Here is an 11,001-nt window from a genome sequence, read left to right on the forward strand (position 1 = left end):
ATTGACACATTATCACATTGGCACATTGGCACATTGGCACATTATCAAATTAACCAAAGTCATGAAAAAAACAATTTTAAACCTCATCCTCCTGTCTGCAATATCGACGGTATGCCTTACCGCCTGTAAAGACAGGCCCTCTTCAGGGTCGGACGAAAACACGCAGGAAGAACAGACAGAGGTCCCCGATATGCACAATGCGGCGAATGCCCTGGATTACCAGGGCGTCTACGAAGGGGTCATTCCCTGTGCGGACTGTGAAGGGATTAAGCTTACCGTTTCCATAAATGACGACGGTTCGTTCAGGTCGGTATACGAATATCTCGGGGAAGATGTGAAAAACACCTATACGGAAGAGGGAAGCTGGAAGATATCCGAAAGCACCATTACCTTCAGTCCGGAAGAAGGCGACGTACACAAATACTTTGTAGGAGAAGGTTTTATCCAGGTACTGGACCAGGACGGGAACAAGATCGAAGACAGCGGTTTTGCCGAAATGTTTATCCTGAAAAAAGTGGAATAGAAAAACGGAGGGTCATTCTTCCGGCTGTTTGTTTTCTTCCTCCTGTTCTGCCCCGGCTTCCCTTTCATCTTCCTCCATCTGTTTAAGCCGCTCTTCCACTTCCTTGTACATGGCATTATACCGGTTGGGCCTGGAGGCATAATACAGGTTGCTCCTGGCAAACTGGGTACTGTCTATGTCATACTTGCGGTAGATATACGCTTCAGACCGGATGTTGTTCTTGCGGAGCGTTTCGGCATCCACCGTCCGTGCCGCATTGAGCAGGGCGATATCCAGCAGAATATCTTTCATCCGGTCTTCGGGAATAAGGTTGTCCGGTTTCTCCACCGTGCTGTTCTTACAGGAAACGACCATAAGAAAAACGATAAAAAGCAATGCTCGGTATATGAGTTTCATGACTTTATTCTTTTTAGCGGTCGAATTCCAGCCTCATGGCATGGCGTCCTCCCGTGAATTTACCGTTGTCAAACACCAGGTTTCCGTTTACAAAGGTATGCGTTACTGCCGAACGGAAGGTTGTCCCTTCAAAAGGAGACCATCCGCATTTGTACCATATATTATTCCTTCCTACGGTATTCGGACTGTCCAGATCGGCCAGGACCAGGTCGGCATGATACCCCTCGCGGATAAATCCCCGTTTCGAGATCTGGAAGAGCACAGCGGGGTTATGGCACATTTTCTCCACCATCTTTTCCAGGGATATCTTGCCCTGGTGAAAAGTTTCCAGCATAGCTGTAAGTGCGTGCTGAACCAGCGGGCCGCCAGAGGGAGCCCCGGTATAGACATTTTGTTTTTCCTCCAGCGTATGCGGGGCGTGGTCGGTTGCGATTACGTCTATGCTGTCGTCCAGCAGCGCCTGCCATAACCCCTTGCGGTCTGCAGATGTTTTTACGGCAGGGTTCCATTTGATAAGGGTCCCCTTATTGTCGTAATCCTCATCGCTGAACCAGAGGTGGTGTATACATACCTCGGCGGTGATCTTCTTTTCGCGCAGGGGGATATCATTGCGGAAGAGCCCGGTTTCCCTGGCGGTCGACAGGTGAAAGACATGGAGCCGCGCCCCTGTTTTCTCCGCAAGGGCCACCGCCCGTGACGACGAGAGATAACAGGCTTCCTCGCTGCGTATCGCCGGGTGGAATTTTACCGGAATGTCGTCGCCGTACTCCGCCTTGTATTTCTCGAGGTTTGCCTTTATGGTAGCCTCGTCCTCACAATGCGCGGAAATGATCAGGGGAGTGCTGGAAAATATGTTCTCCAGGGTCTTTTCGTCGTCTACCAGCATGTTTCCCGTAGACGACCCCAGGAAGAGCTTTAATCCGGCACAGGATTTCGGATCTACGCGAAGGACCTCCTCCAGGTTGTCATTGGTGCCCCCGAACATAAAGGAATAATTGGCATGGGAAGTCCCGGCCGCAATGGCAAACTTCTCTTCCAGTTTTTCAATGGTTGTGGTCTGCGGATTGGTATTGGGCATCTCAATATACGAGGTAATCCCCCCCGCAATGGCCGCCCGGCTTTCCGACGCTATGGTGGCCTTGTGGGTAAGCCCCGGTTCGCGAAAGTGTACCTGGTCATCGATCACCCCAGGAAAGAGATATTTTCCCTCTGCGTCGATCACCGTACATCCGGAGGTGTCGATATCGCGGTCTATCCTCGAGATCATACCGTTCTCGATCAGGACGTCTGTTTCGGATATCCTGAACTCGTTAACTGCGGTAGCGTTTTTTATAAGTGTTTTCATTTGCTGTCGTTTAGCTTGCATCCCTCCCCGGAAGCAAACGTCTTAAAAATCCTTTTTGCGGAACAGGCTACGCCATTTCATGGACAGTACCCCAAAAACGGCCTCATTTATGATCTTTCCGCTCATTTTGGAATTTCCCTTTTCCCTGTCCTTAAAAATAATGGGCACCTCCACAATACGGAACTTTTTCAGGAAGGCCCTGAACTTCATTTCGATCTGGAATGCATAGCCCACAAAGCGTATGCGGTCGAGGGCAATCTGTGCTATAACCTCTTTCCTGTAGCAGATAAACCCGGCCGTAGGGTCGTGTATGCGCATTCCGGTAATCATCTTTACATAGAACGACGCCCCGTAAGAGAGCAGTATCCTTTTCATGGGCCAGTTCACCACATTTACTCCTTTTACATACCTCGACCCTATGGCTACATCGGCACCGTGCAGGGAGCAGGCATTGAACAGGCGTACGAGATCCCTGGGATTGTGGGAGAAATCGGCATCCATTTCAAATATATAGGGATATTCCCTTTGCAATGCCCATCTGAAACCGTGAATATACGCCGTTCCCAGCCCCGACTTCTCGCGTCGTTCCTCCAGGAAAAGGCGGTCCGGAAATTCCTTTTGCAGTATCCTTACCCGGGCCGCAGTACCATCGGGAGACCCGTCGTCCACGATAAGGACATGGAATGCTTTCCGCAATCCGAGAACCTCCCTGATGATCGCTTCGATATTTTCAATTTCGTTATATGTGGGGATAATGACCAGACCGTCCGTGTGCATAAAAAATCTTATCTCAGAATGCAAAAATAGAATTTCTTTCGTTCTTTTTCCGTTATCTGTAACGCATGGCCCGTTGTAATATGGCCCAAAGGCTAAATTAGTGTATTATTCTCATATATTATTAAGTATTTTTGCTTGAAATTTTTCCGGATATATGGAAGTTAACAAACAAAAGGAACAACTACTTCTGATTTTCCTGTGCGGATTGACACTGATCAATCTCATTCAGGGAGGGGTTACCCAGCTTATTTTTGACGAAGCCTATTACTGGTATTTTTCCCAGAACCTGAGCTGGGGATATTTCGATCACCCTCCCATGGTCGCTTTTCTCGCAGCTGCGGGCACGGCCCTTTTCGACAATGAACTGGGGGTTCGCCTCTTTGCTCCCTTCCTCTTTTCCGGAACGGTCTATCTGCTCTGGAAACTGATCGAAGACGAGAGGAAATACGAACATATACATCTCTTCATGCTGTTTTCGGCCTCGGTGGCCCTGTTCAACGCCTACGGTTTTTTCATGCTGCCGGACACGCCGTTGCTGTTTTTCGGCGCCCTGTTCCTGTATGCTTTCAGAAGATTTACAAAACGGGCGGATATCCCGGCCATACTCTTGCTCGCCATATCCATGGCCGCCATGATGTACAGCAAATATCACGCCTTCCTGTTTATCGTTTTCGTGTTGCTGTCCTATCCCGCAATATTCCTGAAATACCGGTTCTGGGTAGCACTGGCCCTTTCGCTTATCTGTTACCTTCCTCACCTTTTCTGGCTTTTTGACTCCGATTTCGTGTCGCTTCAATACCATCTTTCCGGGAGGGCAAACAGCTACTGGAGACCGTCCTTTACCCTGAACTATCTCTTAAACGTACTGATTGTTCCCGGGTTTTCCTTTCCGCTGATATACCTGGCCCTTTACCGGTTTTCCCGTTATGATATCCTCAGGAAAAACAGCTTTGACCGGGCCCTTGTGGTAGTGAGCTGGGGGATTATTGGTTTTTTCCTGTTGTCCTCCTTCAACCGGAAGACCCAGGCTCAATGGCCATTGCTCACCATGCTCCCGCTTGTCATCCTCACCTTCCGGTACTGCCTTGAACACGGAACATTCCGGACCTGGTTGCGCCGCACCAGTACGGCATCACTGGTCGTGATCGGTGTGGCCAGGATAATCCTCGTTTTCGATGAGATCTCGCCCATACCCTATGAAAGCCACGGCAACAAGGCGTGGACCAGGGCCATGTATGAAAAAACCGAAGGGATCCCGGTGGTTTTCGAGGATTCATACCGGGTAGCCAGTATGTACGGCTTTTACACCAGGGTCCCGGTCTTCTCCCTCAACAGCGTCGAACACCGCCAGAACCAGTACGACATCGACCGTTCCGAATCCCTGGTACAGCACCAGAAAGTAGCCTATTTTTCTTCCCGCAAGGATGCCGATTCCGCATTCGGTATAAATATCAGCCGCAGGAAAGGAAGCCTGTGGAAGGGAAAGATCGTGGAAGACTTCAGGTCGTTCCGCAAACTGGGCTGCAGCGTTTACGGGAGCAGTGTAAACAGCAGATCCGATTCGCTTACACTTATGCTTACCAACCCGTATACCGAAGGAGTGCCGTTTGAGAAACTTAAATTTTACGGCCTTGTCCTCAACGAAAAGAAACGCATTACCGATACCGTAAACATTTACCCGAGGCTCACCGAAAGTGTAAAAACACTGAGCCCCAGAAGTTCCATAGAGCTTAGGGTGGGCCTGGACAGTATACATAAATTTGATAACGGAACGCTTTTCCGCATTTCCATCTCGGAATACGGGTGGCCTTCCGGCTTCCAGGGAAGCGTTGTCCCCATTGAGCAGGCTCCTTCTGAGTAGGGTTGGTTAATAGGTTATTGGGTTATTGGGTTATTGAGTCCTGCCTGATTAACTTAATAACGTATTAACCTAATAACGTAAACCCCTATTTTTAACTATTTTTGACCATCGCCTATGGACATGAATGCAATATACAGGAATGCAGATTACCACACGATCGAGACCGTGTTGCTGGTGAGTTGCCTGGCACTGGTAGCCTACGCCAAAATATCTAACGAGGCAAGGTTCCGGCGTTTCCTGGAAGCATTTGTGTCTGACAAGTACCTGAAACTTTACGGCAAGGAACAGGACCCCAACCTGAACAGGTTCAACATTCCCCTGTTCCTGGTACAGATCATTATTTTCGGAATGCTGCTCTGGCTTGCCGGGGCCTACCTCGGGTTGGTTTCGCTCCATATCAACTTATTGTTAATTATCGCGGCCCTGGGGTTGTTTATCATGTTTAAGTTTTACCTGGAGAAGATCATCGCCACCATCTTCGACCTGAATAGTTTCCTCGAGAAGTATAATTTTTACAAGCTCACCTACAGAAGCCTGATAGCCATCATCTTAACCCCCCTTATCGCATTACTGGTTTACAATCCCATTCACGAGAAAATTGTAATATCTGCAACCATTTCACTATTCCTTTTACTAAATATTATCGCATGGGGGAGGATCCTTAGAAAACATCAAAAGTTTTTGACCGGGAAGTTGTTTTATTTTATTTTGTATCTTTGCGCTCTGGAAATAGCACCCTATCTGATTGTCGTAAAGATGGTCTTTTGATTAACATCGGGGGAAAATAAAACAAATGGTTAATATGAAAGTGAAAACAATCTTGGTTTCACAACCGGAACCAAAAGTAGAAAATTCACCATATTTACAGCTTGTAGAAAAGCAAAAAGTAAAAATAGACTTCAGGCCTTTTATTCATGTGGAGGGAGTTAATGCGAAAGAGGTAAGGCAGCAAAAGATAGATTTAACCACGTTCACTGCTATTATTCTCACCAGTAGAAATTCCGTAGATCACTTTTTCAGAATTGCAGAAGAGATGCGTTTCAAGGTTCCGGATACCATGAAATACTTTTGCCAGTCTGAGGCCGTAGCCTATTACCTGCAGAAGTATGTGGTGTACCGCAAGCGAAAGATCTATGTGGGGAAACGGACTTTTCAGGAACTGGCCCCCATGATCAAGAAGTACAAAGACGAGAAGTTTCTCCTGCCTTCTTCCGACGTATTGAAGCCGGAGGTCCCGGAAACACTTGATGAACTCGGGGTAACCTGGAAAAGGGCCATCCTGTACAAAACGGTGATCAGCGACCTGTCGGATCTCAGGGACGTATATTACGACATCCTGGTATTTTTCAGTCCGTCAGGCATCGAATCCCTCTTCAAGAATTTTCCGGATTTCGAGCAGAAAGACACTCGTATTGCCGTATTCGGAAATACGACCGTAAGGGCGGCAACCGACGCCGGGCTTCGCATTGACATTCAGGCGCCTACTCCCGAAACCCCTTCCATGACCATGGCCCTGGAGAAATATATTCTGGAAGCCAACAAAAGATAAGACAATAATATACCATAATACAAAAGCGGGCTGTCCTTTTTAAAAAAGACAGCCCGTATTGCTTTCCGGTATTACGAAAGATCTTATCCCGGGGCCCCTGCCAGGATCTCTTCACTGGCATAAGCTTCAAATTTCCTGAAATTTTCCCTGAAAGCCTCCGAAAGCTTTAATGCCTGCCGGTCATAGGCATCCTTATCACCCCAGGTATTCCGCGGGTTGAGTATTTCTGCGGGAACATCAGGGCAGGATTGCGGTACCTGCAGCCCGAAAACCGGGTGTTTGCCATATTCCACCTGCGCAAGTTCTCCCCGTAGTGCAGCATTTATCATGGCCCGGGTATACCTGAGTTTCATACGTGCACCGGTGCCGTACGGCCCGCCGGTCCATCCCGTATTTACCAGCCAGACCCTTGCCCCGGTTTCCTTCATTTTGGCACTGAGCATCCCGGCATAGACCGTGGGGTGCAAAGGCATGAAAGGCGCTCCGAAACACGCAGAAAAAGAAGGTACGGGTTCATCGACGCCTGCTTCGGTACCGGCTACCTTTGCCGTATACCCCGAAATAAAGTGGTAGGCTGCCTGTCCCGGGGTAAGCCTGGAAACGGGAGGCAGCACTCCGAAAGCATCCGCAGTCAGGAAAAAGATATTCTCAGGGTCACGGCCTATGGACGGGCGCTGAATGTTCCCGATGTGAGATATCGGATAACTGACCCTGGTGTTCTGTGTTATGGAACCATCTTCATAATCGACCCTGCCGTCGGGACCGAGGATGACATTTTCCAGCAATGCCCCTTTCCGTATGGCCCCGTAAATATCCGGTTCGTTCTCCCGGCTCAGGTTGATCACCTTGGCATAACATCCTCCCTCAAAATTGAATACCGTATTTTTAGCCGTCCACCCGTGTTCGTCATCCCCGATCAGTTTCCGGTCCGGGTCTGCCGACAGTGTTGTTTTGCCGGTACCCGAGAGACCGAAAAACAGGGCAGTGGCATTATCTTCCCCCACATTTGCACTGCAGTGCATGGGAAGCGTGTTCCTGTATACGGGAAGTTCGAAATTAAGTGCGGAAAAAATTCCCTTCTTGATCTCCCCGGTATATCCCGAGCCCCCGATAAGAATGATCTTCCTGCTGAAATTCAGAATGGAAAAATTATGACTTCTGGTGCCGTCTACAGCCGGGTCTGCATAAAATCCCGGGGCATTGATCACGGTCCACTCCGCCTCAAAATCCTCCAGGTCCCCGGGTTCGGGCCTCAGAAACATATTGTATGCAAAGAGGTTGCTCCAGGCATATTCGGTAATCACCCGGATACCGGTACGGTAATCTTCCGCAGCACAGGCATAACAGTCGCGGACAAAAACCTCCTTTCCGGAGAGATAAGCGGTCATCTTGTCGTACAGCCGGTCGAAATGCGTCGCTTCAAACGGAATATTCACCTCTCCCCACCACACCTTTGCAGAAGTGATGTCGTCCTTTACAATAAAACGGTCTTTGGGCGCCCTTCCGGTAAATTCCCCTGTACATACCGCAAGCGCCCCCGAAGAAGCCTCAACGCCCTGTTTTTTTGCAATGGTAATTTGTTGCAGCTTTTCCGGAGAAAGCTGGTAATGTACCCTGGCATTCCTGATGCCGTAATCGTCCGCCGAAAACGTTTTCGTGTGTAGCGTGTCGTTAATCATTACGAAAATAGTTTAGTGTGTGTTTTTATACTACAAATGTAAAAATTAATCGAAACGAAAACGTTTTCGTGTTATATTTATTTGATTTTAAGCCTCAGAAAGTTATAAAACAACACTCCCCAGGCGGCGATAAGCAGCGCGCCCCCGACCGGGGTGATCAGTGCAATGGTCCTGAAGTCGAAAGCACTGAGCCCGTTGGTCGCCAAACCGTAAATGGAGCCGGAAAAAAAGATAACCCCTACGGTCGTGAGCCAGAAAATCGCCTTTCCCGCCTTCTCCGGAATCAGGGAAGTGCTTCCTGCAAACAACAGGAAAAGTGCGTGGTACATCTGGTATTTCACCCCGGTCTCAAAAGTGAGCAGGGCTTCTTCATCGATGAGCCTTTTTAACCCGTGGGCCCCGAAAGCCCCGAGTATAATGGCTGTAAGCCCGAAAAAGGCAGCGGTAATGAGGATATTTTTTTTCATGCGGATAAATTTGAGTTATTTCGGTGTGAGGTTGCTGGTTGCTGGTTGCTGGTGCAAACAAAAAAACGCAAAGGTATTGTCCTTTCCCGGAAACTGTTTAAATTCTGATCGCGGGGCGGGACAACAGCATCATTATTTTTTACAAATACAACATTTTTATATATTCGTGTTATAAAAATAATACAAACCACACCATTAAGCAGCCACACAGGCAAAAATACGTGATAAAAAATTTAACCAAAAATCCATTCTTTTGAAACACATTCTGATCATAGGCACCGGGAAATCCACTTCATACCTTATCGACTATTTATACCGGGAAGCCGGGGAGGGAGGAATCGGGATCACTCTCGGGGACAGGGACAAGACACAACTGGAACTGCTTAAGGCACAATATCCCGGAATAGGCACCGTAAGGCTCGACATTTCCCGGGGCGACCTGCTCGAAAAAAACATACGGCCTGCAGACCTGGTCATCTCCATGCTGCCGGCAGCCCTGCATATCGAGATCGCAAAGACCTGTCTCGTCCTGGGCAAGCACCTGGTAACGGCTTCTTATGTGAGCCCGGCCATGCAGCAGCTGGACCGGGAGGTGCGGGACAAGGGGCTGGTATTCATGAACGAAATAGGGCTGGACCCCGGTATAGACCATATGAGTGCCATGCAGGTCATAGACCGCATACGGGAGCAGGGCGGCAGGATGCTGCTTTTCGAATCCTTCTGCGGAGGGCTGGTGGCCCCGGAAAGCGATACCAACCTGTGGAATTACAAATTTACATGGAATCCGAGAAATGTGGTCCTGGCCGGACAGGGCGGGGCGGCCAAGTTCATACAGGAAGGGGCATACAAGTACATTCCCTATCACAAGCTGTTCAGGCGTACCGAATTCCTGGATGTCGAAGGGTACGGAAAATTCGAGGCTTATGCCAACCGGGACTCCCTCAAATACCGTGAGGCATACGGGCTTCAGGACGTGCTTACGCTTTACAGGGGCACCATGAGAAAAGTAGGCTTTTCAAGGGCGTGGAATATTTTCGTACAACTGGGCATGACCGACGACAGCTATGTCATGGAAGGCTCCGAAAACATGAGTTTCCGCGACTTTATCAATGCTTTTCTTCCGTTCTCTCCCACCGATTCCGTAGAGCTTAAACTCCGGTATTACCTGAAAATAGACCAGGACGACATCATGTGGGCCAAACTCGAGGAGCTCGGACTGTTTGACCACCGCAGGAAGGTAGGGCTCAAAAATGCCAGCCCGGCACGTATCCTCCAGAAGATACTGGAAGAAAGCTGGAGCCTGGAAGAACACGACAGGGACATGATCGTCATGTACCACAAATTCGGTTACGAACTGGCAGGAGAGCGGTACCAGACCGATGCCAGCATGGTCGTTACCGGCCAGGACCGGACCTACACCGCCATGGCAAAAACCGTTGGCCTTCCCGTGGGCATGGCTGCACTGTATATCCTTCGGGGAAAGATATCTGCCCCCGGTGTCAGGATACCCATTGACAAAGAAGTCTATGCCCCCATACTGGCAGCCCTGGAAGCACAGGGCATCCGCTTCACCGAAACCGAACACCCTTACACCGGGTACAACCCGAATTACGTAGCCGGGTAACCGCTTAAAAAGCTATGCCCCAGGCAAAAACAACAAAACTGTTTCAATCTGTAAATAATTGGCAGTGTTTTGACGTTACAGTGTTATATAATATTGTATATTTAATTGCATTTTTAAACAAGCACTATGAAAATCGTCAATGAAACAGTCAATATAGACGGCATAGACAAGGAAATCCTCCGGTCCCTGATGAACGATGCGCGAAGGCCCATCCTCGAAATTGCGCGAAAGATAGGGATTTCAGGTGCTGCCATACACCAGAGACTCCGCAAGCTGGAAGAATCGGGGCTTATCTCGGGCTCCCGCTTTATCATTAATCCCCGTATACTGGGGTATACCACTATGGCCTTTATCGGTATTTACCTGGACAAGGCCATCCGGAACCCCGAGGCCGTAAAACAGTTAAAGGAAATACCGGAAGTACTGGAATGTCATTATACCACGGGCAACTGGAGTATTCTCATCAAGATACTCTGTAAAGACAACGAACATCTCATGGAACTGCTCAACCACAAGATACAGTCTATAGAAGGTATCTCGCGCACGGAAACATTTATCTCCCTGCACCAGCAGATCGAGAGGCAGATACAACTGTGATCCGGGGTTTTATCCCATCATGGACGCCGGAGATCCTTCGACTGTGCTACCCATGACGTATCTATGGTAAGTTGCTCCATTTGAAAAACTCCCCTCTTCAGACGAACCTGCCTGTATCCTATGACTCAGACAAGTTTTGTTCATAAATTTTTTCTATAATTCTAAGGGACGTACCTCATTGTA

The 11,001-nt window shown here is 48.8% G+C and carries 11 protein-coding genes; 6 read left to right on the forward strand and 5 right to left on the reverse strand.

Annotated features, from left to right (window positions below; all coding sequences use genetic code 11):
- Positions 1 to 61 precede the first annotated feature (61 nt).
- On the forward strand, positions 62 to 523 hold the full coding sequence (locus tag DN748_RS15110) for a copper resistance protein NlpE (RefSeq protein WP_112372668.1): 462 nt from the start codon (positions 62 to 64) through the stop codon (positions 521 to 523).
- A gap of 12 nt (positions 524 to 535) precedes the next feature.
- On the opposite strand, the gene DN748_RS15115 is transcribed toward DN748_RS15110, so the two are convergent.
- From DN748_RS15115 to DN748_RS15125, 3 genes are read right to left on the reverse strand one after another with little or no spacing between them, the layout of a single operon-like run.
- A complete protein-coding gene (locus DN748_RS15115; RefSeq protein WP_112372669.1) occupies positions 536 to 919 on the reverse strand; it encodes a DUF4296 domain-containing protein in 384 nt (127 codons plus the stop codon).
- A 13-nt stretch (positions 920 to 932) separates the two neighbouring features.
- Positions 933 to 2,264: a dihydroorotase gene (locus tag DN748_RS15120; protein ID WP_112372670.1), complete on the reverse strand. Its 1,332-nt coding sequence runs from the start codon at positions 2,262 to 2,264 to the stop codon at positions 933 to 935.
- 42 nt (positions 2,265 to 2,306) lie between these two features.
- On the reverse strand, positions 2,307 to 3,041 hold the full coding sequence (locus tag DN748_RS15125) for a polyprenol monophosphomannose synthase (protein ID WP_112372684.1): 735 nt from the start codon (positions 3,039 to 3,041) through the stop codon (positions 2,307 to 2,309).
- Positions 3,042 to 3,195: 154 nt separating this feature from the next.
- Here DN748_RS15125 and DN748_RS15130 point away from each other — a divergent pair, with 154 nt between their 5' ends.
- The 3 genes from DN748_RS15130 to DN748_RS15140 all read left to right on the forward strand — a co-directional run bounded on the left by DN748_RS15130 (position 3,196) and on the right by DN748_RS15140 (position 6,451).
- A complete protein-coding gene (locus DN748_RS15130; RefSeq protein ID WP_112372671.1) occupies positions 3,196 to 4,902 on the forward strand; it encodes an ArnT family glycosyltransferase in 1,707 nt (568 codons plus the stop codon).
- Positions 4,903 to 5,022: 120 nt separating this feature from the next.
- Positions 5,023 to 5,670 carry a DUF4271 domain-containing protein gene (locus tag DN748_RS15135; protein WP_161554572.1) on the forward strand — a complete coding sequence of 216 codons (648 nt, stop codon included), beginning with the start codon at positions 5,023 to 5,025 and terminating at the stop codon, positions 5,668 to 5,670.
- Between the two features lie 34 nt (positions 5,671 to 5,704).
- Positions 5,705 to 6,451, forward strand: a complete 747-nt coding sequence (locus tag DN748_RS15140) for a uroporphyrinogen-III synthase (RefSeq protein ID WP_112372673.1) — start codon at positions 5,705 to 5,707, stop codon at positions 6,449 to 6,451.
- 83 nt (positions 6,452 to 6,534) lie between these two features.
- Here DN748_RS15140 and pckA read toward each other — a convergent pair whose 3' ends face one another.
- Positions 6,535 to 8,130 (reverse strand): phosphoenolpyruvate carboxykinase (ATP), encoded by a 1,596-nt coding sequence (gene pckA / locus DN748_RS15145; protein ID WP_112372674.1) that lies wholly within the window; start codon positions 8,128 to 8,130, stop codon positions 6,535 to 6,537.
- 77 nt (positions 8,131 to 8,207) lie between these two features.
- Positions 8,208 to 8,597 carry a DUF423 domain-containing protein gene (locus DN748_RS15150; RefSeq protein ID WP_201741496.1) on the reverse strand — a complete coding sequence of 130 codons (390 nt, stop codon included), beginning with the start codon at positions 8,595 to 8,597 and terminating at the stop codon, positions 8,208 to 8,210.
- A 253-nt stretch (positions 8,598 to 8,850) separates the two neighbouring features.
- On the opposite strand from DN748_RS15150, the gene DN748_RS15155 reads away from it, so the two are divergent.
- Entirely contained in the window at positions 8,851 to 10,221 is a 1,371-nt protein-coding gene (locus DN748_RS15155; RefSeq protein WP_112372676.1) for a saccharopine dehydrogenase family protein, read from the forward strand.
- 126 nt (positions 10,222 to 10,347) lie between these two features.
- The gene (locus DN748_RS15160) at positions 10,348 to 10,818 is read left to right on the forward strand and encodes an Lrp/AsnC ligand binding domain-containing protein (RefSeq protein ID WP_112372677.1); all 471 of its coding nucleotides are present in this window, start codon (positions 10,348 to 10,350) and stop codon (positions 10,816 to 10,818) included.
- Positions 10,819 to 11,001 lie beyond the last annotated feature (183 nt).

Source organism: Sinomicrobium soli, assembly GCF_003285545.1.
In the GTDB taxonomy this organism is placed as follows: Bacteria; Bacteroidota; Bacteroidia; order Flavobacteriales; family Flavobacteriaceae; genus Sinomicrobium.